30 protein-coding genes are annotated in these 26,075 nt (G+C 62.9%); 24 read left to right on the forward strand and 6 right to left on the reverse strand.

Annotation, left to right across the window (positions count from 1 at the left end):
* The first annotated feature begins 1 nt into the window (after position 1).
* From G6N74_RS16780 to G6N74_RS16790, 3 genes are read left to right on the forward strand one after another with little or no spacing between them, the layout of a single operon-like run.
* Positions 2-259 carry a DUF1272 domain-containing protein gene (locus G6N74_RS16780; RefSeq protein WP_165119083.1) on the forward strand — a complete coding sequence of 86 codons (258 nt, stop codon included), beginning with the start codon at positions 2-4 and terminating at the stop codon, positions 257-259.
* 33 nt (positions 260-292) lie between these two features.
* Positions 293-898: a HupE/UreJ family protein gene (locus G6N74_RS16785; RefSeq protein WP_165119229.1), complete on the forward strand. Its 606-nt coding sequence runs from the start codon at positions 293-295 to the stop codon at positions 896-898.
* Positions 899-909: 11 nt separating this feature from the next.
* A complete protein-coding gene (locus tag G6N74_RS16790) occupies positions 910-1,215 on the forward strand; it encodes an urease subunit beta (RefSeq protein ID WP_165119084.1) in 306 nt (101 codons plus the stop codon).
* 52 nt (positions 1,216-1,267) lie between these two features.
* On the opposite strand, the gene G6N74_RS16795 is transcribed toward G6N74_RS16790, so the two are convergent.
* Entirely contained in the window at positions 1,268-1,759 is a 492-nt protein-coding gene (locus tag G6N74_RS16795; protein WP_165119085.1) for a hypothetical protein, read from the reverse strand.
* Positions 1,760-1,981: 222 nt separating this feature from the next.
* Positions 1,982-2,359 (reverse strand): hypothetical protein, encoded by a 378-nt coding sequence (locus G6N74_RS16800; RefSeq protein ID WP_165119086.1) that lies wholly within the window; start codon positions 2,357-2,359, stop codon positions 1,982-1,984.
* A 167-nt stretch (positions 2,360-2,526) separates the two neighbouring features.
* Between G6N74_RS16800 and ureC the strand changes: the two genes are divergently transcribed.
* From ureC to G6N74_RS16845, 9 genes are all read left to right on the forward strand, one after another.
* Positions 2,527-4,236, forward strand: coding sequence for an urease subunit alpha (gene ureC / locus G6N74_RS16805; RefSeq protein WP_165119087.1), 1,710 nt, complete (start codon positions 2,527-2,529; stop codon positions 4,234-4,236).
* 34 nt (positions 4,237-4,270) lie between these two features.
* Positions 4,271-5,065: a PhzF family protein gene (locus G6N74_RS16810; protein ID WP_165119088.1), complete on the forward strand. Its 795-nt coding sequence runs from the start codon at positions 4,271-4,273 to the stop codon at positions 5,063-5,065.
* A gap of 214 nt (positions 5,066-5,279) precedes the next feature.
* Positions 5,280-5,825 (forward strand): peroxiredoxin, encoded by a 546-nt coding sequence (locus G6N74_RS16815; protein WP_165119089.1) that lies wholly within the window; start codon positions 5,280-5,282, stop codon positions 5,823-5,825.
* Between the two features lie 125 nt (positions 5,826-5,950).
* On the forward strand, positions 5,951-6,544 hold the full coding sequence (locus tag G6N74_RS16820) for a hypothetical protein (protein WP_165119090.1): 594 nt from the start codon (positions 5,951-5,953) through the stop codon (positions 6,542-6,544).
* A gap of 47 nt (positions 6,545-6,591) precedes the next feature.
* Positions 6,592-7,197 carry a glutathione S-transferase family protein gene (locus G6N74_RS16825; protein ID WP_165119091.1) on the forward strand — a complete coding sequence of 202 codons (606 nt, stop codon included), beginning with the start codon at positions 6,592-6,594 and terminating at the stop codon, positions 7,195-7,197.
* Entirely contained in the window at positions 7,194-7,745 is a 552-nt protein-coding gene (locus G6N74_RS16830; RefSeq protein WP_165119092.1) for an urease accessory protein UreE, read from the forward strand. The genes G6N74_RS16825 and G6N74_RS16830 overlap by 4 nt, the downstream gene beginning before the upstream one ends.
* Positions 7,678-8,409, forward strand: a complete 732-nt coding sequence (locus tag G6N74_RS16835) for an urease accessory protein UreF (protein WP_376767725.1) — start codon at positions 7,678-7,680, stop codon at positions 8,407-8,409. Before G6N74_RS16830 ends, G6N74_RS16835 begins: the two co-directional genes overlap by 68 nt.
* 15 nt (positions 8,410-8,424) lie before the next feature.
* Positions 8,425-9,063 carry an urease accessory protein UreG gene (gene ureG, locus G6N74_RS16840; protein ID WP_165119093.1) on the forward strand — a complete coding sequence of 213 codons (639 nt, stop codon included), beginning with the start codon at positions 8,425-8,427 and terminating at the stop codon, positions 9,061-9,063.
* A gap of 74 nt (positions 9,064-9,137) precedes the next feature.
* Entirely contained in the window at positions 9,138-9,905 is a 768-nt protein-coding gene (locus G6N74_RS16845; RefSeq protein WP_165119094.1) for a class II aldolase and adducin N-terminal domain-containing protein, read from the forward strand.
* Positions 9,906-9,909: 4 nt separating this feature from the next.
* Here G6N74_RS16845 and G6N74_RS16850 read toward each other — a convergent pair whose 3' ends face one another.
* Positions 9,910-10,545, reverse strand: a complete 636-nt coding sequence (locus G6N74_RS16850) for an HAD family hydrolase (protein WP_165119231.1) — start codon at positions 10,543-10,545, stop codon at positions 9,910-9,912.
* 232 nt (positions 10,546-10,777) lie between these two features.
* On the opposite strand from G6N74_RS16850, the gene G6N74_RS16855 reads away from it, so the two are divergent.
* Together G6N74_RS16855 and G6N74_RS16860 are read left to right on the forward strand one after the other, a co-directional pair.
* Entirely contained in the window at positions 10,778-11,734 is a 957-nt protein-coding gene (locus tag G6N74_RS16855) for a sugar-binding transcriptional regulator (protein WP_165119095.1), read from the forward strand.
* Positions 11,735-11,739: 5 nt separating this feature from the next.
* Positions 11,740-12,024: a hypothetical protein gene (locus tag G6N74_RS16860; RefSeq protein ID WP_165119096.1), complete on the forward strand. Its 285-nt coding sequence runs from the start codon at positions 11,740-11,742 to the stop codon at positions 12,022-12,024.
* Between the two features lie 14 nt (positions 12,025-12,038).
* On the opposite strand, the gene G6N74_RS16865 is transcribed toward G6N74_RS16860, so the two are convergent.
* Positions 12,039-12,740 (reverse strand): helix-turn-helix transcriptional regulator, encoded by a 702-nt coding sequence (locus G6N74_RS16865; protein ID WP_165119097.1) that lies wholly within the window; start codon positions 12,738-12,740, stop codon positions 12,039-12,041.
* A gap of 133 nt (positions 12,741-12,873) precedes the next feature.
* On the opposite strand from G6N74_RS16865, the gene G6N74_RS16870 reads away from it, so the two are divergent.
* Positions 12,874-13,509: a LysE family translocator gene (locus G6N74_RS16870; RefSeq protein ID WP_165119098.1), complete on the forward strand. Its 636-nt coding sequence runs from the start codon at positions 12,874-12,876 to the stop codon at positions 13,507-13,509.
* 32 nt (positions 13,510-13,541) lie between these two features.
* On the opposite strand, the gene G6N74_RS16875 is transcribed toward G6N74_RS16870, so the two are convergent.
* Positions 13,542-13,730 carry a hypothetical protein gene (locus G6N74_RS16875; RefSeq protein ID WP_165119099.1) on the reverse strand — a complete coding sequence of 63 codons (189 nt, stop codon included), beginning with the start codon at positions 13,728-13,730 and terminating at the stop codon, positions 13,542-13,544.
* A gap of 119 nt (positions 13,731-13,849) precedes the next feature.
* Between G6N74_RS16875 and gcvA the strand changes: the two genes are divergently transcribed.
* The gene (gene gcvA, locus G6N74_RS16880; RefSeq protein ID WP_165119100.1) at positions 13,850-14,755 is read left to right on the forward strand and encodes a transcriptional regulator GcvA; all 906 of its coding nucleotides are present in this window, start codon (positions 13,850-13,852) and stop codon (positions 14,753-14,755) included.
* Between the two features lie 106 nt (positions 14,756-14,861).
* Here the strand turns inward: gcvA and G6N74_RS16885 are convergent, their stop codons facing one another.
* Positions 14,862-16,292 (reverse strand): adenylate/guanylate cyclase domain-containing protein, encoded by a 1,431-nt coding sequence (locus G6N74_RS16885; protein WP_165119101.1) that lies wholly within the window; start codon positions 16,290-16,292, stop codon positions 14,862-14,864.
* Between the two features lie 368 nt (positions 16,293-16,660).
* Between G6N74_RS16885 and G6N74_RS16890 the strand changes: the two genes are divergently transcribed.
* The 8 genes from G6N74_RS16890 to G6N74_RS16925 all read left to right on the forward strand — a co-directional run bounded on the left by G6N74_RS16890 (position 16,661) and on the right by G6N74_RS16925 (position 25,858).
* Positions 16,661-17,971 carry an ABC transporter substrate-binding protein gene (locus tag G6N74_RS16890; RefSeq protein WP_165119102.1) on the forward strand — a complete coding sequence of 437 codons (1,311 nt, stop codon included), beginning with the start codon at positions 16,661-16,663 and terminating at the stop codon, positions 17,969-17,971.
* 195 nt (positions 17,972-18,166) lie between these two features.
* Positions 18,167-19,039, forward strand: coding sequence for a carbohydrate ABC transporter permease (locus G6N74_RS16895; protein WP_165119103.1), 873 nt, complete (start codon positions 18,167-18,169; stop codon positions 19,037-19,039).
* Between the two features lie 9 nt (positions 19,040-19,048).
* Complete coding sequence (locus G6N74_RS16900; RefSeq protein ID WP_165119104.1) at positions 19,049-19,873, forward strand: carbohydrate ABC transporter permease; 825 nt, start codon at positions 19,049-19,051, stop codon at positions 19,871-19,873.
* Between the two features lie 31 nt (positions 19,874-19,904).
* Positions 19,905-20,903: an ABC transporter ATP-binding protein gene (locus G6N74_RS16905; protein ID WP_165119105.1), complete on the forward strand. Its 999-nt coding sequence runs from the start codon at positions 19,905-19,907 to the stop codon at positions 20,901-20,903.
* Entirely contained in the window at positions 20,900-21,676 is a 777-nt protein-coding gene (locus G6N74_RS16910) for an L-iditol 2-dehydrogenase (protein WP_165119106.1), read from the forward strand. Before G6N74_RS16905 ends, G6N74_RS16910 begins: the two co-directional genes overlap by 4 nt.
* A 192-nt stretch (positions 21,677-21,868) precedes the next feature.
* Positions 21,869-23,347, forward strand: coding sequence for a mannitol dehydrogenase family protein (locus G6N74_RS16915; protein WP_165119107.1), 1,479 nt, complete (start codon positions 21,869-21,871; stop codon positions 23,345-23,347).
* Between the two features lie 32 nt (positions 23,348-23,379).
* A complete protein-coding gene (locus tag G6N74_RS16920) occupies positions 23,380-24,171 on the forward strand; it encodes an SDR family NAD(P)-dependent oxidoreductase (protein ID WP_165119108.1) in 792 nt (263 codons plus the stop codon).
* 106 nt (positions 24,172-24,277) lie between these two features.
* Positions 24,278-25,858, forward strand: a complete 1,581-nt coding sequence (locus G6N74_RS16925) for an FGGY-family carbohydrate kinase (protein WP_205826715.1) — start codon at positions 24,278-24,280, stop codon at positions 25,856-25,858.
* Positions 25,859-26,075 lie beyond the last annotated feature (217 nt).

Raw genomic sequence — 26,075 nt, forward strand, 5'->3', positions numbered from 1 at the left:
GATGCTGGAACTTCGCCCCAATTGCGAATGCTGCGACAAGGACCTGCCGCCGGAGAGCGGCGAGGCCGTGATCTGCACCTTCGAATGCACCTTCTGTGCCGGTTGCGCACAAAATGTGCTCGGCGGCACCTGTCCGAACTGCGGCGGCAATTTTTCCCCAAGACCTATCCGCCCCGCCGCGATGCTGAAGAAATATCCGGCTTCGACCAAGCGCGTGCTTAAGGCCGAAGGCTGCGGCCCGGCCCGCAAGGTCGCGTGAGATTTCATCGAGAACGATCAGGAACCAAAAATGATGCTCAGGAAAATTTCCCTTGCCGCGCTGGCATTGGCTGCCAGTGCCGCCCCGGCCTTCGCACATCTCAACCCGGCAGAGCACGGCTCCTTCATGGCCGGCGTTTCGCATCCGTTGTTCGGCGTCGATCATATCCTGGCAATGGTTGCGGTCGGTCTCTGGGCGGCGCAGCTCGGCACGCGCAAGGGCTTTGAAAGCGCGTTCTGGCTGGTTCCTGCCGCCTTCGTCGGCACGATGACGCTCGGCTTTGCAGCAGCAATTAGCGGCGCGCCCCTCCCCTTCGTCGAGCCGGTGATCCTGGCCTCGGTCGTGGTCATCGGCCTGCTCGCGGCGATGTCGCTGAACGTGCCGACCTGGGCCGGCATGGTCATGGTCGGCTTCTTCGCATTCTTCCACGGCCACGCGCATGGCGGCGAGCTCGGCTCGGCGGGTGCTCTTTCCTTCGGCATCGGCTTCGCGCTCTCAACGGCACTGCTTCATGCGGCAGGCATAGGCATCGGCCTAGGCTTTGGCCGCCTGCTCGGCGGAGAAACCGGCCGGATCGTCACGCGCCTAGCAGGTGCCGCCACCGCGCTCGGCGGCGTGTGGCTCGCGGTCGCCGGTTAAGGGGACATTTTATGATACCCGGCGAAATCATCACGGCTGAGGGCGATATCGAGCTGAACAAGGGGCTGCCGACGGTGACGCTGAAAGTGGCGAACACAGGCGACCGCCCCATCCAGGTCGGCAGCCACTATCATTTCTTCGAAACCAACGAAGGGCTACGCTTCGACCGCGAGAGCGCGAGAGGTATGCGGCTCGACATTGCCGCCGGCACCGCAGTGCGCTTCGAGCCCGGCCAGGAACGCGACGTCACGCTGATCCCGCTCGGCGGCAAGCGCGAGGTTTATGGGTTTCGGCAGAAGATCATGGGCGCGCTCTGAAATGCAGCGCGCCGCTGCTTCTATCCGTTTTGATGGAAGAGGATGCCAGTCCTTAGCGGCTCGGCTTGGCGGCAGCGTAGATAATGACGCTCTTGCCGCCGTCGAACTCGACCGCGACCACGTCGCGCATCAGCACGGCGCGCGAATCGATGGCGTGGAACAGCATGGCGTTGCCTTCCAGCTCCTTGCGCAGGTCGACGACTTCCTTCTCATGTTCCTTGAATTTGGCATCGATTTCCGGCGGCAGGCCGTTTTCGGCAGCATCCGGCAGGAAGACGATATCGACCTTGTCGAGGTTGGAGGTCTTGCGCACCTCGCTGGTGGTGGCGAGCGTGTTCTCGATGGCCGCGATGATCCGCTCCGGCTGCGCTTCGGCGCTGGCCTGTTCTTCCTGGACGTCAGAACCGATGATCGTGTCGATAGCCTTCTGGCTTTCGAGGCCTTGCGCCATCAGCGCCATGTTGGGCGCGCAGGCGGCAAGAAAAAAAGCGAAGACCGCGATAACATGCATCCATTTCGCGTCGCGGGTCATCGTAAGCGTCATTCGGTGCTCCTTGAATTCCATTTCGAGCCCGGTCCTCAACGGGCGTCGCCATCCAAACGGCTAGTCTACGGCGGCGGTTCCGTGAATGCGACGGTTTGTTGCAACTCGCGCTTTTTTGTCATCCCCGATCGCAGCGTATCGCGCAATCATAAGCCTGTTTGCGGCAACACCGAAGTGCCCCCCGCCGCAATATCTGGCGGGCATGCCCGCCCGAAAAAGGCGTCAGCTCGCCTTCTTGGTGATCAGCGTCAGCGCGCCGTCCTTGGCCATGCTGGCGGCAATCACCTGAGCCGAGGTCAGGCCCTTGGCTTCGAGCGCCGACTTGATCTGCGGCGTCGCGTCGATCGAGCTGCGCAACTGCTTGAGATCGTCGTCGCTGCGCTGCGCCACGACGGTGTTGACCTGCGTCTGGGTCTCCTTCGGCAGCTCGTTGATGTCGACGACGGTGACGCTCTGGATCGTCGGAGCGGCCGACTGGCCTTCGGGTGCTGCCGGAGCCGAGGGCGCGGCAGCCGGCGGCTGGGCAGGCTGCTGCTGCGCACTGGCAGCGGTAGCGGCCATCATCGCAGCACTCGCCGCAAGAATCATTATTTTCCGCATGGATTTCCCTTTCCATCGTTTTGCAAAACGTCATCTCACGATGACTCGGCCACCTCACCTGCCGAATGGGCCCAGAACCTGCCGTTCATCGGGTCATTGCGAGGCGATACGGTGGCAGGAATGTGGACCGTGCCCTTCGCCAGCCCTCTCGCCTGCAGGAATTTCCGATGACAAAAATCTCCCGCGCCGCCTATGCCCGGATGTTCGGCCCTACCGTCGGCGACAAGGTGCGGCTGGCCGACACCGAGCTCTTCATCGAAGTTGAAAAAGACCTCACCACCTATGGCGAGGAAGTGAAATTCGGCGGCGGCAAGGTCATTCGCGACGGCATGGGCCAGAGCCAGGTTTCGCGCGCGCAGGGCGCCGTCGACACCGTCATCACCAATGCTTTGGTGGTCGATCACACCGGCATCTTCAAAGCCGATATCGGCCTGAAGAGCGGACGCATCGCGGCCATCGGCAAGGCCGGCAACCCGGACACGCAGGCCGGCGTCACCATTATCATCGGCCCCGGCACGGAAATCATAGCTGGCGAAGGAAAGATCCTGACCGCCGGCGGCATGGACGCGCATATCCACTTCATCTGCCCGCAGCAGATCGAGGAAGCGCTGATGAGCGGCATCACCACCATGCTGGGCGGCGGTACCGGCCCGGCGCACGGCACGCTGGCAACGACCTGCACGCCCGGCCCGTGGCACCTTGCACGCATGATCCAGTCCTTCGACGCCTTCCCGATGAATATCGGCCTGTCGGCCAAGGGCAACGCCTCGCTGCCGGCGGCGATCGAGGAAATGGTGCGGGGCGGCGCCTGCTCGCTGAAGCTGCACGAGGATTGGGGCACTACGCCTGCCGCGATCGACTGCTGCCTGTCTGTCGCCGACGAATACGACGTGCAAGTGATGATCCACACCGACACGCTGAACGAGAGCGGTTTTGTCGAAGACACGGTCGGCGCCTTCAAGGGCCGTACCATCCACGCCTTCCATACCGAGGGTGCAGGCGGCGGCCATGCGCCCGACATCATAAAAGTCTGCGGCCTGCCCAACGTCATCCCGTCGTCGACCAATCCGACGAGGCCCTATACGGTCAACACGATTGCCGAGCATCTCGACATGCTGATGGTCTGCCACCATCTGTCGCCGTCGATCCCGGAAGACATCGCATTCGCCGAAAGCCGTATCCGCAAGGAAACGATCGCGGCGGAAGACATTTTGCACGACATCGGCGCCTTCTCGATCATCTCGTCCGACAGCCAGGCCATGGGCCGCGTCGGCGAGGTGGCGATCCGCACCTGGCAGACCGCCGACAAGATGAAGCGTCAGCGCGGCAGCCTGCCTCAGGAAACCGGCGACAACGACAATTTCCGGGTGCGCCGCTACATCGCCAAATACACGATCAACCCGGCGATCGCGCATGGCCTGTCGAAGGAAGTCGGCTCGATCGAAGTCGGCAAGCGCGCCGATCTGGTGCTGTGGAACCCGGCCTTTTTCGGCATCAAGCCGGACATGGTGCTGATCGGCGGCATGATCGCGGCTGCCCCAATGGGCGACCCGAACGCGTCGATCCCGACGCCGCAGCCAGTGCATTATCGCCCAATGTTCGGCGCCTACGGCAAGGCGATGACGAATTCCTCCGTCACCTTCGTCTCAAAGGCTTCGCTGGATGCCGGGCTTCGCGAAAAGCTCGGCATCGACAAGCAGATGATCGCGGTGGAAAACACACGCAGCGGCATCGGCAAGCACTCCATGGTGCTGAACGACGCCACGCCGCATGTCGAAGTCGATCCCGAAACCTACGAAGTGCGCGCCGACGGCGAATTGCTGACCTGCCAGCCGGCGACCGTGCTGCCGATGGCGCAGAGGTATTTCCTGTTCTAGGGATAGCTTCGCAAACGGCTTTCTCGGAGACATCATGAAGCTCGAAATGGTCCAGGTGGACGCCTTCACCGACACGGTGTTTTCCGGCAATTCGGCTGCCGTCGTGTTTCTCGACGACTGGCTGCCCGACACGGTGCTGCAGGGAATCGCGCTGGAAAACAATCTGGCCGAAACGGCGTTCCTGAAGCCGCGCGACGACCAGTGGGACATACGCTGGTTCACGCCGACCGACGAAGTGCCCTTCTGCGGCCATGCCACGCTCGCCTCGGCCTGCGCCCTGCATCGCCGCAAGGGCATCGAGCGGCCGATGCGGTTTTCGACGCGCAAGGTCGGTGACATCGTCGTGACACCTGAGGGCGACGGCTACCGCATGGACATTCCACGCTTCGACCCGAATTTCGACATTCCCGCAGACGCCCTCGTCAACAGCCTGCGCAGCGATGCCTGGGTAAAGACCTTCCGCAATCAGGAGAATTTCTTCGCCGAACTGGCTTCAGAGGCTGATGTGCTCGCCTACCAGCCCGATCTGCCGGTGATCGCCAAACTCGGCTCCTTCGGCTTCTGCATCACGGCGCGCGGCGAAACGAGCGATTTCGTCTCGCGCTATTTCGCGCCCGGCGCGGGCATCGCCGAAGACCCGGTGACCGGCTCGACCCATGCGACGCTCGCTCCCTACTGGGCGGAGAAGCTCGGGAAGAAGAACCTCACCGCGCGCCAACTATCAGCACGTGGCGGAACGCTCGCCTGCGAGGTCGCTCCGGAACGCGTCTATCTGACGGGTGGCGCGGTGATCTATATGGACGCGCAGATTTACGTTTCCCAAGCCTGATCCGGTCGGGCAAGGCATCTCCGGATGCCTGCTTTGCAAGCATCTGCACGGCAGGCGGGCAGTGCCGATTTCTGCCTGTGGACCGCGACGGCTTGCCACGCGGTCAAGGCTGGACAGGCCTCGATCAATCGGTATTTTGTGCACCGCACAATGGCCTTTGAGTCCCCTTTTCCTCCCAAAAGGCGCGGGCTCGCCATCAACAAGGAGCACAGTCATGATCGGGAAGAAAGTTCCTTCCGTCACCTTCCGCACCCGCGTCCGCGATGAGTCAATCGGCGGCCCGAATCCCTTCCGCTGGGAAGACAAGGCTTCGGCCGACTACTTCTCGGGCAAGCGCGTCGTTCTCTTCTCGCTGCCGGGCGCCTTCACCCCGACCTGCTCGACCTACCAGCTTCCTGACTTCGAAAAACTGCACGGCGAATTCCAGCAGCAGGGCATCGACGCGATCTACTGTATCTCGGTCAACGACGCTTTCGTGATGAACGCCTGGGGCAAGTCGCAGAACCTCGAAAACGTCAAGCTCATCCCGGACGGCTCGGGCGAGTTCACCCGCAAGATGGGCATGCTGGTGGCCAAGGACAATCTCGGCTTCGGCATGCGTTCCTGGCGCTATGCCGCCGTCATCAACAATGGCCGCATCGAAAAATGGTTCGAGGAAGAAGGCTTTTCCGACAACTGCGACAGCGACCCCTATGGCGTCTCCTCGCCGCAGAACATTCTTGAGGCACTCAAGGCCGACGACGTGGCCGAGGCCGCCTGAGCCTGACAGCGGCGAGCCCGACTATGATTAGCCCCGGCAGCGTTTTCGCGCCGGGGCTTTTTGTTGCCGGTAGCAAAGCGGTGCTCTAGGCTGCCCCCAACCGATGTCACTTCGACGACAGGCTCATGGACGCAGACACACACACCGTCGCGGAAGTCTTCCCCCATATCCGCATCGTCATGGGCATGGTCATCGGCCTTGGCGTGACCCGATTGCTTTCGGGTGTGGCGCGCATCGTTCAGCACCCGCGCGGCTATGCGCTCTACCCGGTGCATCTCGCCTGGGTGGCTATGCTGCTTCTGATGCTCATCCATTTCTGGTGGTGGGAATTCGGCCTGTTTCAGATCCAGCACTGGACCTTCGGCAAATATCTCTTCCTCATCGGCTACGCCGTCATCCTCTTTCTCATGTGCGCGCTGCTGTTTCCCGACAGCATGCTCGACTACAAGAGCTACGAGGATTTCTTCATATCGCGGCGAGCGTGGTTCTTCGGCCTGCTGGCCTCGACCTATCTGCTCGATGTCATCGACACGCTGCTCAAGGGCCAGGAACATTTCGCGCGTTTCGGCAACGAGTATATGATCCGCACGCCAATTTTCTTCGCGCTATCCATCATCGCCATCTTCACGACGAACCGGACGTTTCATATCCTGTTCGTGGCGACGGCATTGATCTATCAGGCGTCGTGGATCCTGCGCCTGTTCGACGACATCGTGTGATCGGGCAGGCGACGGAAAACCGAATTCGGAAAGGCATCTTTCTTATCATGTATAAAGCCGTCGGTTCGCGCGGGTCGCGGGTCAGCCGCGTCCTCTGGATGCTGGAGGAACTCGGGCTGCCTTACGAATTCGTCGAGGTCGCTCTGCGCTCGCCGGAAGCCTATGCGCTGAACCCCTCCGGCAAGGTGCCGGTGCTGATCGACGATGATCTGGTGGTGACCGATTCGGCTGCCATCTGCGTCTATCTCGGCGACAAGCACGCCGACAAAGGCATGGGCGCAAATCCGGGCATCACTGGGCGTGCCGAGATGGATTCCTGGATGCATTTCGCGCAGTCCGAACTCGAAGCGCCGCTGTGGAACAAGCTCCGCCACCGCTTTCTTCTGCCCAAGGACGTGCGGGTGGATGTCGGGCCAGCGGCGGCCCATGATTTTGCAAGCGAGGTCGAGGCGCTGGATCGCCGTCTCACTGGCAAGGAATTCGCGCTGGGCGATCGTTTCAGCGCCGTCGACGTGCTGCTAGGCGATATCGGCGGCTGGGCGCGCGGCGGTAAGTTCAAGGTCGCGTCCGATACGGTCAACGCCTATTTCGATCGTGTCCTGTCACGGCCCGCCCGTGCCCGCGCCGACGCCAATGGAGGATCATTCCGATGAAGCTCGACATACGCACCGACTTCACCAAGCTGCCCCGCGCCGTCTCGGTTCTTGCCGCCGGTGAGGCGTCGGGAGAGCCATTTGGTAGCGCCGCGCTCGCTCATGACGAGCGGCATCTGCGCCGGCGTGTCATCGAACTGACAGGCGGCGACAAGGTGCTGGTCGACCTGCCAAAGCCGATTGCGCTGGGCGACCGCGACCGGCTGGTGCTGGAGGACGGCCGCCAAATCGAAATCATCGCCGCCGACGAGCCGCTCTACGACATCCGCGCCCGCGACGCGGTACATCTGTCCGAGCTTGCCTGGCACATCGGCAACCGCCATCTCGCGGCAGGCATCGAGGCGGCCCGTATCCTCATCCTTCGCGACCACGTCATCAAGGCGATGCTGGAAGGGCTGGGCGCGACGGTGACGGATGTGTCGGAACCCTTCAAGCCGGTGCGTGGTGCCTATTCGGGCGAAACCGGCCATGGCCATTCGCATGGCCACGATCATGACCATGGGCATGATCACCATCATCACGACGGGCATCATCACCACCATGACTGAACAGCCGCGACAGATGGCGCTGCTGCGCCTGATGACATGGCTTTCGCCGGTCTTCCCGGTCGGCGGCTTCTCCTACAGCCACGGGCTGGAGCAGGCGGTTCATGGCGGGCTGATCAACAGCCGCGAGACGCTGCTCGACTGGCTGTCGCAACTGATCGAGATCGGCTCCGGCTGGAACGACGCCGTGCTTTTCGCCGAGAGCTGGCGGCGCGCGCGCGATGGCGGCGACCTAGCGGAGCTGGCCGAACTCGCGGAAGCTTTGGCCGGTTCGCAGGAGCGGCATATGGAAACTATGCTGCAGGGCCAGGCCTTCGTCAGCGCCGCCCAATCATGGCCGCATCCTTTGCTCGCAAACCTGCCGGAAAGCTGCCCCTACTGCGTCGCCGTCGGCGCGGTTTCCGGTGCGCACGGCATACCGCTCGAAGACGCGCTTGGCGCATGGCTGCAAACCTTTGCGTCCAATCTCGTCCAGGCCTCGATCCGGCTGGGCGTCACTGGGCAGAGCGGCGGCGTCGAGATCATCGCCGCACTTGAAACGCTGACCACCGCGACCGCCGCGCGCGCCAAAAATTCGACGCTGGACGATCTTGGCACCGCCACGCTGCTGTCCGACGTCATGGCCATGCGGCACGAAACCATGCATTCGCGGCTGTTCCGCTCCTGAAAGGATTTTTGTCCCATGAAATCGCAAAACGGCCCGCTTCGCATCGGCATTGGCGGCCCGGTCGGCTCCGGCAAGACGACACTGACGGAAAAGCTGTGCAAGGCGCTGCGCGACCACTATTCCATCGCCGTCGTCACCAACGACATCTACACGCGCGAAGACGCGATGATGCTGGCGCGGCTCCAGGCCCTGCCGGAAGAGCGTATCATCGGCGTCGAAACCGGCGGCTGCCCACACACCGCGATCCGCGAGGACGCCTCGATCAATCTCGCGGCCATCGCCGAGATGAACAAGCGCTTCCCCGATCTCGATATCATCTTCATCGAGTCCGGCGGCGACAATCTGGCCGCGACCTTCTCGCCCGACCTTGCCGATCTCAGCCTCTATGTCATCTCGGTCTGCCAAGGCGGCGACATACCGCGCAAGGGCGGGCCGGCGATCACGCGTTCCGACTTCCTCATCATCAACAAGAGCGATCTTGCGCCCTACGTGAATGTCGATCTCGAACTGATGGAACAGGATGCTGCCAAGGCGCGCGGCAAGCGGCCTTTCGGCTTCACCGATCTGTCGCGCGGCGCCGGCTTGCAGAAAGTCATCGATTTCATCGTCGAGAATGGCGGTCTCCAAATAGACCAGCAGCGCCGCAGCGCTTGAGGCAGGGCCGGATTCAGGTTGCCGCGCAGGGCGCGTAAAGGCATCCTCAGGCAAAATCGAAAAAGGGGAAAGCCATGAGCGTGACGCAACTGACCGCGAAGAGCCGCACCAACCTGCCCTTCTACGAGGAGCGCGTCGACCTCGCCTGCGCCTTCCGCTGGACGGCGCGGCTCAACATGCATGAGGCCGTTGCCAATCATTTCTCGCTGGCCGTCAACGATGACGGCTCGCAGTTCCTGATGAACCCGAACCAGGTTCATTTCTCGCGCATCAAGGCGAGCGACCTTCTGCTGATCGACGCCAACGACCCGGAAACCATGAACCGGCCGGATGCACCCGACCCGACCGCGTGGGGCCTGCATGGCGCGGTGCATCGCAACTGCGCCCATGCGCGCTGCGTGCTGCATGTCCATTCCATCCACGCCACCGTTCTGGCTTCGCTGGCCGATTCCAAACTGCCGCCGGTCGACCAGAATTCGGCGATGTTCTTCAACCGCCATGTCGTCGATGAGCATTATGGCGGGCTGGCCTTCGAGGAAGAGGGCGAGCGCTGCTCACAGCTTTTGGCCGATCCCAAGGTCAAGGTGATGGTCATGGGCAACCACGGCGTTCTGGTCATCGGCCACAGCGTGGCGGATGCCTTCAACCAGCTCTATTATTTCGAGCGCGCCGCCGAGACCTACATCAAGGCGCTGTGGACCGGGCGGCCGCTGCGGTTGCTTTCCGACGAGATCGCCGAGAAGACGGCGAGCGAGATGGACGGCTATCCCGGCCAGGCCGAGCGCCATCTTGCGGAGCTGAAGGCGATCCTGGATGAGCAGGAACCGGCATATCGGAATTGATGGATCAATCCAGGCCGAGATGGCCGCGCAATTCTTCCGCGCTGGCGACATAGATCGCGCCGGGCGGGGCTTCAGCCGGCTGCTGCGGCCAGAACAGGGTGCGCATGCCGGCGGCAACGCCGGCGGATGCGCCCGTCCAGCTATCTTCGACCACGCAAGCCCCTGACGGATCGACCTCAGCCAGCCATGCGGCGCGCAGGAACGGCTCGGGATCGGGTTTGCCCAGGCGTACATCGTTGCGGGTGACGGTCTTTATGCCGGGACGGTCAATGCCGATGACGCGCATGTTGGCCTCGACGATCAGCCGGTCGGAATTCGATACTACCGCCTGCTGCGTGCCTTGCGCGCGCAGGTCGCGGAAGACTTCAACGGCACCGGGGCGCGGTTTCAGATTGCCGACATGTTCCATGTAGTAGACGTATTTGCGCACGATCCAATCGTCGAAGGCGAGCTTTAGCCCGAACTCGTCATGCAGCATTTCGTAGACCGGCAGAGCGGCGATGCCGAGCACGCGATCGTGCAGGTCGGCCGGCGGGTTGATGCCGAGGCTTTTCAGGACGGCGATCAGCGCCTGCTCGTGCAGCGGCTCGCTGTCGATCAGCGTTCCGTCCATGTCCCAGAATACGGCTTGCGGCATCATCATAAAAATCCTTCCAAAACGGTCATAGAGCGTTTGCCGCCGGAGATAAACCGGTCGAAGGCGATATCTCCCCGCGGCTCGGGGTCACGGGCATTAGCCCGCGAGAATCGGAAAAGCCTCCCGATCCCACATGCGAGCAATTGACGCCACCAATAGACAATTGCGCCCAGGCAAATTCCCTGCGAAAGTGATCGCTTCGGCCAAGAATGGCCCGGGAGGCACGGCAGGCATCATGAACACCCGGCAGGAAACCGGTGGCGGACGGCTCGACGATGCGGCGCGCGCCGGCTGGCTCTATTATGTCGCCGGCAACACGCAGGACCAGATCGCCGGCAAGCTCGGCGTGTCGCGCCAGACCGCGCAGCGGCTGGTTTCGCTCGCCGTCTCCGAAGGGCTGATCAAGGTGCGGGTCGATCACCCCATTGCCAATTGCCTCGATCTCGCGGCCAGGCTGAAATCGCGCTTCGCGCTCGATCTGGTCGAGGTCGTGCCTAGCGACCCGGATTCGACCTCGACGACGATCGGCATAGCGGGTGCAGCGGCGGCCGAAATCGAGAAATGGCTGCGCAAGACCGAGCCCATCGTCATGGCGATCGGAACGGGGCGTACGCTGAAGGCGTCGATCGAGCAATTGCCGCCGATGGAGTGTACGCAGCACAAGGTGGTGTCGTTGACCGGCAACATTTCGCCGGACGGTTCCGCCGCCTTTTACAACGTCATCTTCACCATGGCCGACAGGATCAAGGCGCGCAGCTTTCCCATGCCGCTGCCGGTCATTGCCTCGTCGCCCGAGGAGCGCGAGATGCTGCTCGGCCAGCCGATGATCCAGCCGACGCTGGCGCTGGCCGCGCGCGCCGACGTGACTTTCGTCGGCATAGGCGACCTCGGGCCGAAGGCGCCGCTCTACGAAGACGGCTTTATCTCGGAGACCGAGTTGAAAGCCTTGCAGAAAGCAGGCGGCGTAGCCGAGATCGTCGGCTGGGTGTTCGACCGCGACGGCAAGCAGATCGACGGCATCACCAATGACCGCGTCGCCTCGGCACCGCTGCCGTCGCGCGAGAAATCACTTGTCGTGGCGCTCGCCATGGGCGACCGCAAGCTGCCCGGCATACTGGCCGCCGTCACCCGCCGGCTGGTCAACGGGCTTATCACCGACGAGCGCACGGCGGCGGCGTTGCTGGCGGGGTGAGACGAATGACAATTCCTTACGAAGAGACCGGGGAAATAGCAGTCCGCCTGAGCAGTGAGCAGGCGGTGGTGCTGTTCGAGTTGCTGTCGCGCTGGTGCAACGACAACGATCGTCCAACGCCGGACCGCGCGTGCTTCGAAGATCGAAGCGAGTGTGCGGTTCTGCATGGCGTGCTGAGCGATCTGGAGACACAACTGGTCGCGCCGTTGCGCAGTGACTACAGACAAATCGTCAGCCGCTCGCGTGAACTGCTGGCTGAGCGCTGGGATGGCAGTGATCTGCGCAGATAGCGTTTGAGCGAGACTCAGCTGATCGCCGCTTCCTCCTGTACCTTCCAGCCGGCGACCCACTGCCTGCGCAGCATTTCACCTTCGCCATGGAAAAAGTCGTCGAGTAGCGCGCTGTCTTCGACCCGGTTGCTGCGGAAATTGCGCAGATCCTGGCGCAGCTCGCACCAGGCGACGATGTTTGCGACTTCCGAATAATAGATCAGCGCGATCGGCCGGATGATCCTCTCGGTCGCGCGGCCATATTCGTCGCGGTAGCGGATCTCGATCTTCTGCTCATCGCGGATGGCGCGCCTGACCAGTGCGAAATCGACGCCCTCGGGCGGCGGCGCTACCGTGCCCCAGGCGTGAAGGGCATTGCCGGTGAGCGTCTGGCGCAGCGGTGCCGGCATGGCGGCGGCGATCTTCTGGTTCACGCGCTTGGCCGCCTGCTTCAGCTCGACGTCGCCGGTGCGCTCAAGAAGCGCCAGCGCCAGCACGATCGCCTCGGTTTCCTCGATGGAAAACATCAGCGGCGGCAGGTCGAAGCCGGGGCGCAGGATGTAGCCGATGCCGCGCCCGCCCTCGATCGGCACGCGCATGGCCTGAAGTGCGGCCACATCGCGGTAGATGGAACGCTGTGTGACCTCAAGCTGCTCGGCGATCTGCGCAGCCGTCACGGGCTTTCGTGCGAGCCTCAGTATCTGGATGATCTCGAATAGGCGGGACGCCTTGCGCATGCCGATTTCCTGTCGCGCTCCTGATCGCAACTGACAATACCCTGGCCATTGGCCTTCTGTATACGGCCCGTCATCGGCTTGAAAAACAACGATATCGACGCGGGAAGCCGCGAAATGCGGCGGGGCAACTGACATGACTTACACGGAAAATCTCTGGCTGTTCCTGACGCTGCTTTTCGGCATCATCATCGTGCCGGGCATGGACATGCTGTTCGTGCTGGCAAACTCGTTGACGCGGGGGCGCAACGCCGGCCTGTCCGCCACCGCCGGCGTCATGGCCGGTGGCGCGATCCACACGCTGTTCGGAGCCCTTGCCGTCGGCATCCTGACGACGCTGGCGCCTTCGGTGTTCACCGTCATGCTTTTTGTCGGGGCGGGCTATATGGCGTGGATCGGCATAACGCTGATGCGCAGTTCCATTGCCATCGACGCAGTCGGCACGGCCACGGCAAGGTCATTGTGGGTGGCGTTTCGCCAGGGCGCGGTGACCTGCCTGCTCAACCCGAAGGCTTATCTGTTCGTGCTGGCGGTCTATCCGCAATTCCTCAAGCCGCAATATGGCGCGATCTGGTCGCAGGCGCTGGTCATGGGCATCATGACCGTGCTGATGCAGCTTGGCGTCTATGGCGGGCTGGCGCTTGCCGCCGGCAGGAGCCGCGACTTTCTCGTCTCGAGCCCGCAGGCAACCATGCTGGCGGGACGCGCTGCCGGCGCCATCTTCATCGTCGTGGCAGGGCTCACCGCCTGGCATGGCTGGGCGGCGAGCTGAAGGTCAAAGGCTCTTGGGAGGCTGCGCAGGCGCTACTTGCGCCTGCCGCTCGGGTCGTTGCCGTCGAGGATGCCCATGTCGCGCTTAAGGTGATCAGGCAGGGTCCGGACGTCGAGTGAGGCAGCATGGCTGGTGGAGCGTGGCCAGGAAAACTGCCGGAATGCCCGCAGGAACTGGCTGGACGAATATGCGGGGTTCGACTTGGCGTGAACGTGTGACATGTTGGTCCGGTCTTTTTGAAGACCGCTCCTGTTTGATGCGTCGACCCTTTATTTGCGCCTGAAATGCGCTATTTTCCAATCGAACGTCGATCATCATACATAAGGTGGCTTTATCCATCATGGTGTCCCAGCTTCCGCCGCTCCAGGCGATCCGCGTCTTCGAGGCCGCCGCCCGCCACGCCAGCTTCACCAAGGCGGCGGGCGAACTCGGCATGACGCAGGCCGCCGTCAGCTACCAGATCAAGCTGCTGGAGGAGCGCGTCGGCGCGCCGCTTTTCCTGCGCAAGCCGCGCCAGGTGACGCTCACCGAAGCCGGGCAGCGGCTGGCGCCATCGATCACCGAAGCCTTCGGGATCATCAGCGAGGCCTATGCCGCCGCGCGCACCGGAGCGGAAGGCGTGCTGTGTGTCACCACCATCCTCACCTTCGCCTCCAACTGGCTCGCCCGGCATCTCGGCGCCTTCCAGATCGAACACCCCAATCTCGCCGTTCGCCTCGACACCTCAACCCGGCTGATCGATTTCGCCCGCGAGGACGTCGACGTCGCCATCCGGGCGGGACCCGGCAACTGGCCGGGACTCACCAAGCACTTCCTGTTCAAAGCCGACTTCACGCCCATGCTCAGCCCGAAGCTTGCCGAAAGCATCGGCGGCCTGAAGGAGCCTGCCGACCTCTTGCGCCTGCCGGTGCTCGACCCGGGCGACTACTGGTGGAAGGAATGGTTCACCGCTGCCGGCCTGCCGACCGACTCGCTGGAATCGCGGCCGCGCAACAGCCTGGGCGCCCAGGCCTATGAGGCGAATGCCGCCATGGCCGGGAATGGCGTAGCGATACTGACGCGGGCGCTGTTTTCGGCGGAACTCGCCGATGGCCGCCTGATCCAGCCCTTCGATCTGGTTGCCTGGGACGGCAACGCCTATTGGCTGGTCTATCCCGAGGCACGCCGCAACGTGCCCAAGATCCGCGCCTTTCGCGATTGGCTGCTTACCGCGGTGGAAGCCACACTCGGCAAGCCCGAGCCCTAGAGCGGGACGACGTTTCCTTGAATCGTTATCCCACTCTAGAATATTGATTTTGAAGCATGATCTTGTCCGAAAAGTCTGCAACTTTTCGGGATCATGCTCTGGACGCTCAGGCCTTGCCAACCCTGGGGATCGCCCAGACATTGACCGGTTCGTCGCGCCCGCGCAGCGTGACGAGGCCATGGTCGACCAGTCCCGACAGCGCGTCGATCCCGTCCTCGCGCCCGACCGCCTTGACGAGCGAGGCGCCGACGCAGATGCCGGCGTCCAGTTCGCGGCACAGGGCCTGCAGGCGGCTGGCGACGTTGCAGGTGTCGCCCACCACCGCGATCGACAAATTGCGCTCGCTGCCGACAGCGCCGAGAACGACCGGGCCGTACTGGCATCCGATGCCGACCTCTATCGGCTCCTCGCCCGCGGCAATGCGCCGGGCGTTCCATTCGTTCATCGAATTCATCATCGCCCATGCGCAGCGCATGGCCCGCGTCGCGTCCGTCTCGGTCGGCCGCGGTACGCCGAACGTCGCCATGATGCAGTCGCCGATATAGTTGTCGACCGTGCCGCCATGGTCGAACACGACCTGTTCCATGCGGCGATGGAATTGCCGCAGCAGTTCAAACACTTCTTCGGCCGGGTGGTCTTCGGAATAATTGGTGAAGCCGACGATATCGGCAAACACCACCGCAACCTCCTGACGCCGGACGGGACCGAACGGCTCGTCGGCCGATGCCAGTTCGTCGACGACATTGGGCGAGAAGTGCCGCGCCAGATTGATGCGCGACCGCTCCGCGGCGATGTAGTCGTCGGCCAGCCTTCGGGAGCGCGAAACGACGATCGCCAGGATGCCGGTGACGATCAGGATCAACACCACATTGGCCGATTGGGCGATGATGTCGACGTAGTTCGGATCCTGCGCGAAATGCAGCCGGTCAACAAGCTCCATGTCGGATCGTATCTTGCTGGCGATATAGGTGCCCGGCCGCGAGATGACCCAGACTATCGCCCCCGTCCAGGAGAGTGCAGCCGAAAGCCCGAGCCACAAGGCAAGGCGCGGCGAAAGCGTCAACGCGCCAAGGCTGACGAAGATCAGCAGATAGGCGAAGGTGCCCTCGCGCAGATGCATTGCCGGCGGAATTATGTCTGTGCCGAATGGATTCCGGCCTACGATCAGGAAGGTGAGCAGCACAATGTCCAGCGTTCCGATCACCGCGCTTAGCCAGGGTGGGCTCAGCCGCCGTTTCACCAGCCGGTAGTTGATCAGGCCGATAATGTAAAAAAGGCCCAGGCTCGAAAGCGTGAAGGCAAGCGCAGCGCCCCATTTGGCAAAGGCCAGAAAGAACAGGGCGATGGCGACGAGGGCTGCCGAACGCGCCCAGTATTGCAGCCGCGCACCCTCGCGCTCCGCGCGCGCCAGCATGGCCGACAGCCGAAACCGCCGCCGCTTACTTAGGCTAGTCGCAGCCTGGATAGCCTCAAGCGAAATGGTCGGCACATCTGCCTTCGGCTCTGTCTGACTATCGATCGACGGCAAGAGCGTCATCCAATCCCACCGCTTTCAGAAGCAGGCAACGGGGCCTCGCGAGCGCGGCTGCTTTGCGCCCGCACGGTCCGTTGATTCCTGCCAGTTTTAGCAAAACCCTCGATTACAGGCGTGAAAATTTTCAACCGTGTTTCCCTCATTGAAACATGTTCACGCGACTGGCGCCGAATTTGGGGAGCCGGATCGAAACCTGCAAGAGCCTAGAGCTCATTCTCAGCGCTGAATCGTTCCCTTGTGCGTCCGAATGGACGCACGGCGATCCAGGTGCTGCGGCGCAGCATCGAATCCGGGTTGACATAAATCACGGTAAGTGAATAATTGCCCACAGCCAAGGCAAATGCTCAACTTGGTCCTAGGGAGGAATATCGATGAAACTGACCACGCTCATTCTGGGCCTGTGTTCGGCCAGCGCGCTTGCTTTTTCCGCGCATGCCGAATCCATCACCATTGCCACCGTCAACAATGGCGACATGGTCCGCATGCAGAAGCTGACGGAAGACTTCACGTCCAAGAACCCCGACATCCAGCTCGAATGGGTCACGCTCGAGGAGAACGTGCTGCGCGAGCGCGTCACCACCGACATCGCCACCAAGGGCGGCCAGTACGACGTCATGACCATCGGCACCTACGAGGTTCCGATCTGGGCCAAGCAGGGCTGGCTCCTGCCGCTCGACAATCTCGGCGCCGACTATGACGCCAAGGACATCATTCCGGCGATTGCCGGCGGCCTTTCAGCCGACGGCAAGCTCTATGCCGCGCCCTTCTACGGCGAGAGCTCCTTCGTCATGTACCGCAAGGACCTGATCGAGAAAGCCGGGCTCAAGATGCCCGACGCGCCGACATGGGACTTCATCGCCGACGCGGCCCGCAAGATGACCGACCGCGCCAATGACATCAACGGCATCTGCCTGCGCGGCAAGGCCGGCTGGGGCGAGAACATGGCCTTCCTCACCGCCATGTCGAACTCCTTCGGCGCGCGCTGGTTCGACGAAAAGTGGCAGCCGCAGTTCGACCAGCCCGAATGGAAGAAGACGCTTCAGTTCTATGTCGACCTGATGAAGGATGCCGGCCCGGCCGGTTCCTCCTCCAACGGTTTCAACGAGAACCTGGCGCTGTTCCAGCAGGGCAAGTGCGGCATGTGGATCGACGCCACCGTCGCCGCCTCCTTCGTCTCGAACCCAAAGGACTCCACCGTTGCCGACAAGGTCGGCTATGCGCTGGCGCCCGACACCGGGCTCGGCAAGCGCGGCAACTGGCTGTGGGCATGGTCGCTCGGCATTCCGGCCGGCACGCAGAAGGCTGCCTCGGCTGAAAAATTCGTCGCCTGGGCAACCGGCAAGGGCTATCTCGACCTCGTCGCCTCGAAGGAAGGCTGGGCCAACGTTCCCCCGGGAACGCGCACCTCGCTCTATGAAAACGCAGAATACCAGAAGGCCGCGCCCTTCGCCAAGATGACGCTCGACTCGATCAACTCGGCCGATCCGACCAAGCCGACCGTCAAGCCGGTGCCTTATGTCGGCGTGCAGTTCGTCGCCATCCCCGAATTCCAGGGTCTCGGCACGACGGTGGGCCAGCTGTTCTCGGCAGCACTTGCCGGCCAGTCCAGCGTCGATGACGCGCTTGCGGCAGCTCAAACCGCCTCGGTGCGTGAAATGACCCGGGCCGGCTACATCAAATAAGGCATCATCTCGATGCCTTGGGCCGTCCGGTTCCCAGTCCGGGCGGCCCGCCCCAACCATGTTGGCGTCCGCGTACAGACAGCGTGACTGCCGAGTTCGCCCTGTTTTTGGGCATGCTCAACTCATTCGACCGGCGCCAGGCGCCGCCTGTGGTGAAGACAACCGGAACGGTTCATTCAAACCGAGGGTGAAACCATGGCTACTCAACAAACCCGCACGCTTGCGCGCTTCATGATGGCGCCGTCGGTGTTCCTGCTCCTGATCTGGATGATCGTGCCGCTGGCAATGACGCTGTGGTTCTCGTTCCAGAACTACAATTTGCTCAACCCGGCCAATGTCAGTTTCGCAGGGCTGTTCAACTACCAGTTCTTCTACACCGATCCGGCCTTCTTCCAGTCGATCTGGAACACTCTGCTGATCGTCGTCGGCGTTCTGCTGATCACCGTCATCGGCGGCACCGCGCTGGCGCTGCTGCTCGACCAGCCGATGTTCGGCCAGGGCATCGTGCGCATCCTGGTGATCTCGCCCTTCTTCGTCATGCCGCCGGTGGCGGCACTGGTGTGGAAGAACATGATCATGCATCCGGGCTACGGCGTCTTCGCCGGTATCTCGAAATCGCTCGGCTTCCAACCGGTCGACTGGTTCGCGCAATACCCGCTGTTTTCGATCATCATCATCGTTGCCTGGCAGTGGCTGCCCTTTGCCACCCTGATCCTGCTCACCGCGCTGCAATCGCTCGACGGCGAGCAGAAGGAGGCCGCCGAGATGGACGGCGCCGGCTTCGTCAGCCGCTTCATCCATCTGACCATCCCGCATATGTCGCGGGCGATTACGGTGGTCATCCTGATCCAGACCATCTTCCTGCTTGGCGTCTATGCCGAAATCCTCGTCACCACCAATGGCGGCCCGGGTTACGCATCGACCAACCTGCCCTTCCTGATCTACCGCACCGCGCTCCTCGGCTACGACGTCGGCGGGGCATCGGCGGGCGGCATCATCGCGGTCATCCTCGCCAACATCGTCGCCTTCTTCCTGATGCGCGCCGTTGGCAAGAACCTCGACAAATAGGAGAGACCCATGGCACGCGCAGTTTCGACACAGACCAAGGTCGGATGGACCATCGCCGCCTGGGTGATCGCCCTGCTGATCTTCTTTCCGATCCTCTACACGATCATCACCTCGTTCAAATCCGAGACCGAGGCGATCGCCGGCTTCAAGCTGATCCCGTCGGGAACGCTGGAGAGCTATGCCGAGGTTCAGTCGCAGAGCAACTACTTCAAGTTCTTCATGAACTCGGTGGTGATCTCCGTCGGCTCGACCATCCTCGCCTTGCTCATTGCGATACCGGCGGCCTGGTCGATGGCGTTCTCGCCGACCAAGCGGACCAAGGACATCCTGATGTGGATGCTTTCCACCAAGATGATGCCGGCGGTCGCGGTTCTGGTTCCGATGTATCTGATCTTCCGCGACTGGGGACTTCTCGACAGCCGCATCGGCCTGACCGTGATGCTGATGCTGATCAACCTGCCGATCGTGGTGTGGATGCTCTACACCTACTTCCGTGAAATCCCGGGCGAGATCCTGGAGGCCTCGCGCATGGATGGAGCGACCCTCTGGGGCGAGATCGTCTATGTGCTGACGCCGATGGCTATCCCCGGCATCGCCTCGACCATGCTGCTCAACATCATCCTCGCCTGGAACGAGGCCTTCTGGACGATCCGGCTGTCGACGACCAACGCAGCGCCGCTCACCGCCTTCATCGCCTCGTTCTCCAGCCCACAAGGCCTGTTCTGGGCCAAGCTGTCGGCGGCCTCGACGCTGGCGATCGCGCCGATCCTGATCATGGGCTGGTTCAGCCAGAAACAGCTGGTCCGCGGCCTGACATTCGGTGCTGTGAAGTAACGAAGACAAAAGCCCTTCGGGGGAGGAAATCATGGGAAACATCACGCTCAAGCAAGTGTCGAAGTCCTTCGGGGCGACGGTCATCATTCCGAAAATCGACCTCGTCATCGAAGACGGCGAGTTCGTCGTCTTCGTCGGCCCCTCGGGTTGCGGCAAGTCCACGCTGCTCAGGCTGATCGCCGGGCTGGAAGACACCAGCGGCGGCACCATCAACATCGACGGGCGCGACGTGACCGGCGAGGCCCCGGCCAAGCGCAAGCTCGCCATGGTGTTCCAATCCTACGCGCTCTACCCGCATATGACGGTGGCCAAGAACATCGCCTTCCCGCTCAAGATGGCCGGCGAGAGCCAGGCCAGCATCGACAAGAAGGTGCAGGACGCAGCGCGCGTTCTGAACCTCACCAACTATCTCGAGCGCCGGCCAGGCCAGCTTTCCGGCGGCCAGCGCCAGCGCGTCGCCATCGGCCGCGCCATCGTGCGCCAGCCATCCGCCTTCCTGTTCGACGAGCCGCTGTCCAACCTCGACGCCGCCCTTCGCGGCACGATGCGGCTGGAGATCAGCGAGCTCCATCACCAGCTCAAGACGACGATGATCTACGTCACCCACGATCAGGTCGAGGCGATGACCATGGCCGACAAGATCGTGGTGCTGAACGCCGGCAATATCGAGCAGGTCGGCTCGCCGATGGAGCTCTACAAGACGCCGAAGAACCTGTTCGTCGCCGGCTTCATCGGCTCGCCGAAGATGAACCTCATTACCGGCGCGCCGGCTGCGAAGGTCGGCGCGACGACCGTCGGCGTCCGCCCCGAGCACCTCGCCATCTCGAAAACCTCCGGCGACTGGAAGGCAACCGTCGGCGTTGCCGAGCATCTCGGCTCCGACACCTTCCTGCATGTCCATTCCGACGGCGTCGGCCCGCTCACCGTGCGCGGTGACGGCGAAATCTCGGTCAAGCATGGCGACACGATCTTCCTGACGCCCGACCCCTCGAAATTGCACCGCTTCGGTGCCGACGGGAGAGCAATTTGACACAAAGACTGAAGGGCAAGTCCGCCCTGATCACGGGTGCTGCGCGCGGCATCGGCCGCGCCTTCGCGGAGGCCTATATCCACGAGGGTGCGACTGTTGCGATCGGCGATATCAATCTCGATGCGGCGATGAAGACCGCTGACGAGATCGGCCCATCGGCCTATGCCGTCAGCCTCGACGTGACCAACCAAACCTCGATCGAGGCGGCGATCAAAGCCGTGGAACAGAAGGCAGGTGGGCTCGACATCCTGATCAACAATGCTGCACTTTTCGACCTGGCGCCGATCGTCGACATCACGCGGGCGAGCTACGACAAGCTGTTTTCCGTCAATGTCGCCGGCACGCTGTTCACCATGCAGGCCGCCGCCCGCTCGATGATCGCGCGGGGCAAGGGCGGCAAGATCATCAACATGGCAAGCCAGGCCGGACGGCGAGGCGAGGCGCTGGTCGCCGTCTACTGCGCCACCAAGGCCGCCGTCATCAGCCTGACCCAATCGGCCGGGCTCGACCTCATCAAGCACGGCATCAACGTCAACGCCATCGCGCCGGGCGTCGTCGATGGCGATCACTGGGACGGCGTCGATGCGCTGTTTGCCAAGCACGAGAAACTGGCAAAGGGCGAGAAGAAAAAGCTCGTCGGCGAGGCGGTGCCGTTCGGCCGCATGGGCACGGCGCAGGATCTCACCGGCATGGCGATCTTCCTCGCCAGCGCGGAAGCCGAATACATCGTCGCCCAGACCTACAATGTCGACGGCGGCAACTGGATGAGTTGATTTTCCCTTCTCCCCTTGTGGGAGAAGGTGGCCGAGCGGAGCGAGGTCGGATGAGGGGTGCTGGCAGGATCGCCAGCGTCTCATTTCTTCCAACACCCCTCATCCGTCTCGGCGCTGCGCGCCGATCCACCTTCTCCCACAAGGGGAGAAGGTGTCGCGAACTTCGGCGCCCAAAAGAGAAAGCGTCGAAACATGCCCGTAAAACTCTCCCAAACGACCCTCCGGCACCTCCCCGCCAACGTCGCCGGCCCAAAGTACGACCGCGCCGCGCTCACCCCCGGCATCCTGCATTTCGGTGTCGGCAATTTCCATCGCGCCCATCAGGCCGTCTATCTCGACGACCTCTTCAATGAAGGCCGCGACCATGATTGGGCACTGGTCGGCGCGGGCGTTTTCGAGGGCGAGAAGGTCGGGCGCGAAAAGCTTGCCGAGCAGGATTTTCTCACGACTGTTGTCGAGCAGGATGAAGGTCACATGGCAGCGCGCGTGACCGCGGCGATGACGGATTTTCTTGTCCCCGGCGACACCGATGCTATTATTAGCCGGCTTGCCGATCCGAAGATTCGCATCGTCTCGCTGACCATCACCGAAGGCGGCTATTTCATCGATCCGGCCTCCGGAAAATTCAATCCCGCGCACCCCAACATCGTCAGCGACGCGAGCAATCCGGAAGCGCCAAAAACCGTCTTCGGCCTGATCCTGGCCGGGCTGGCGCGACGGCGCGTCGAAGGCACGCCGGCCTTCACTGTCATGTCCTGCGACAACATCCCCCACAATGGGCACGTGACTGCCGATGCGGTGATCGGGCTGGCGCAGCTCAGCGATCCCGATTTCGCCCGCTGGGTGGCGGAGAACGTCGCCTTTCCGAACGGCATGGTCGATCGCATCACACCGGCAACGACTGACCGCGAGCGCAAGCTCCTGGTGCAAGAATTCGGCCTGGAGGACAACTGGCCGGTGTTCTGCGAGCCGTTCAGGCAATGGGTGCTGGAGGACAATTTCCCGACCGGCAGGCCGGCGCTTGAGGCCGTCGGCGTGACCTTCGTGAAGGACGTGTCTCCCTTCGAGCTGATGAAGATCCGCATCCTCAATGGCGGACACGCGACGATCGCCTATCCGGCCGGGCTGATGGACATCCATTTCGTGCATGAGGCGATGCAGGAGCCGCTGGTGCGCGATTTCCTCGCCAAGCTGGAGCGCGACGAGATCATTCCGACCGTGCCGCCCGTTCCCGGCGTGGTGCTGGAAGACTATTTCAAGCTGATCGAAAAACGCTTTTCCAACCCCAAGATCGGCGACACCGTGCGGCGGCTCTGCCTCGACGGCTCCAACCGCCAGCCGAAATTCATCATCCCGACCATCGCCGACCGGCTGAAGGCGGGCAAGGACGTCTCGGGCCTCGCGCTCGAATCGGCGCTGTGGTGCCGCTATTGCTTCGGCACCACGGATTCAGGAGCGCTCATCGAACCCAACGACCCGAACTGGGAGCGCCTGCAGAAAACCGCGCGTGCGGCCAAGGACGATCCCTCGGCATGGCTTGCGATGGAGGATATCTATGGCAAGGTCGGGCGCTCGCCGGTCTTTGCCGCCGCCTTCGCTCATGCGCTTCGGACACTTTGGAAGATCGGCACCGCGGAAACTCTGAAGCGCTATCTCGGCGGGACGCTCTGACATTCGAAAAATTCCCGTAACCGGAGAACTGCATGGACCTCGGACTGAAGGGCAAGGTTGCCGCGATTACCGGCGGCAGCATCGGTATCGGGCTCGGCGTCGCAGAGGCTTTCGCGCGCGAGGGCACGCATCTCGTTCTCGGTGCGCGGCAGAAGGAGCGCCTGACTGCCGAGACGGATCGGCTGGCCTCGACCTATGGCATCAGGGCCGTGCCCGTTGCCGGCGACATCGCAACAGCCGAGGGCGCGGAACAGTTCGTGGCTGCGGCGAAGGAGCATTTCGGCGGCGCCGACATCCTCGTCAACAATGCCGGCACCGGTTCCAACGAGACGATCATGGAGGCGTCCGACGACAAGTGGCAGGCCTATTGGGAACTGCATGTCATGGCGGCAGTGCGGCTGGCACGCGGCTTCGTGCCGATGATAAAGGCGCGCGGCGGTGGCGCGATCCTGCACAACGCCTCGATCTGCGCGGTGCAGCCGCTGTGGTATGAGCCGATCTACAATGTCACCAAGGCGGCGCTGCTGATGTTTTCCAAGAACCTCGCCAATGAGGTGATCAAGGACAATATCCGCGTCAACACGATCAATCCCGGCCTGATCCTCACGCCGGACTGGGTGAATACGGCGAAGAAACTGACCGCAGGCAGCGGCGGCGACTGGCAAAGCTATCTGCAGACAGTCGCCGACGAACATGCGCCGATCAAGCGCTTCGGCACCGTCGAGGAACTGGCGGATTTCTTCGTATTCCTGTGTTCCGACCGCGCTAGCTACTGCGTCGGCGCCACCTATCATGTCAACGGCGGCATGCTGAAGACGATCTGATTCCTCGCGATCGCAGGAGAGACCTTGCGCCCTATCCGATGGGCATTATTCTGCCTGCCATGATGCTTCGCCCTCGCTCCCCGAAATCCAGAAAGTCCGCCCGCTGATGGCGGGGTTCGTCTGCGCCGTCGATGTCGGAACCGGCAGCGCGCGCGCCGGCATTCTCGATCGTGACGGCAATCTGCTCGGCCGCGCCGACCACAGAATAGCGATGCGCCAGCCGAAACCCGGCCATGCCGAGCATGATTCGGAAGACATCTGGTCGGCAGTTTGCGCGGCCGTGAAGGCGGCGCGCGAGAAGGCCGCGGTGAAACCGGAAGACATCGTCGGCATTTCCTTCGATGCCACCTGCTCGCTGGTGGTGCGCGATGTGGATGCAAACCAGCTCGGCGTTTCCGGCGACGGCGACGATCGCTGGGACACCATCGTCTGGCTGGACCATCGGGCGCTGGCCGAGGCCGACGAATGCACCGCCACAGGGCATCATGTGCTCGACCATGTCGGCGGCGTGATGTCGCCGGAGATGGAAATTCCCAAGCTGATGTGGCTGAAGCGGCATCTGCCCGGCCAGTGGCAGAAGACCGGTTATTTCTTCGATCTGGCCGATTTCCTGACCTGGAAGGCTTGCGGCTCGATGGCGCGCTCGCAATGCACGCTGACCTGCAAATGGACCTATCTCGCCCATGAGACACCCGGCTGGCAGGACGATTTTCTCAACACGGTAGCACTCGGCGATCTTCTGGCGCGCGGAAACCTGCCCGAGCGGGCGAGCCCCGTCGGCGCCGACCTCGGCCCGCTTACCCCGCAGGCCGCAGATGCACTCGGCCTCACCATAGCCTGCCGCGTCGGCTCCGGGCTGATCGATGCCTATGCCGGCGCGCTTGGCGTGCTCGGCCGCTTCGTCGGCGATTTCGCCAGCATAGAGCGGCATATGGCGCTGATTGCCGGCACGTCGAGCTGCGTCATGGCAATGTCGCCGGAGCCACGTCCCTTCACCGGGGGCTGGGGCCCCTATTTCGGCGTCACGCTGGCGGACTGCTGGACGAGCGAAGGCGGCCAGTCGGCGACGGGCGCTTTGCTCGACCACATCATCCGCTGGCACGGCGCCGGCGGCGAACCGGATGCCGCCATGCATGGCAGAATCGCCGAGCGCGTCATGGCGTTGCGAACCGAAGAAGGCGAGGCGTTTGCGTCGCGGCTCCATGTGCTGCCGGATTTTCACGGCAACCGCTCGCCGCTGGCCGACTCGCATGCGGTCGGCGTCATCTCCGGGCTGACGCTCGACGCCTCCTTCGACAGCCTGTGCCGGCTCTACTGGCGCACCGCCGTCGGCATCGCGCTCGGCGTGCGCCACATTCTCGAGACGCTGAACGAAAACGGCTATGTCATCGACACGCTGCATGTCACCGGCGGCCACACTAAGAACCCGCTACTGATGGAACTCTATGCCGATGCCACCGGTTGCATGGTGATAGAACCTTTAGCCGACGAAGCAGTCCTGCTCGGAACCGGCATGGCGGCGGCGGCGGCGGGCGGCCTTTATCCGACGCTTGCCGAAGCCGCAGCGGCCATGCAGCAGGGCGGACGCGAGCGCAAACCCAACCCGGCCGCACGAAAAAGCTTCGAGCGCGACTACCGGATTTTCCTCGAAATGCACCGCCAGCGGCAGGTGCTGGAGAGGCTGTAGGCGACGCGGCATCCTTCGAAGCGTTACTCGTAGGCGTCATCCCGTGCGACCGAAGCGTAGCGAAGGGACCCGGGACCCATTGGTCAGGGCATCGTCGAGCGCGGCCCGGTCCTCGACTTGGCACGCTTCAATCCCGATGTGCGAACTCAGTATCCGGCCGTGCCGGTCAATGGGTCCCGGCTCGCGGTCGCTTCGCTCCCTTGGCCGGGATGACGAG

The organism is Mesorhizobium zhangyense, from assembly GCF_011045115.1.
GTDB classification, from domain to species: domain Bacteria; phylum Pseudomonadota; class Alphaproteobacteria; order Rhizobiales; family Rhizobiaceae; genus Mesorhizobium_M; species Mesorhizobium_M zhangyense.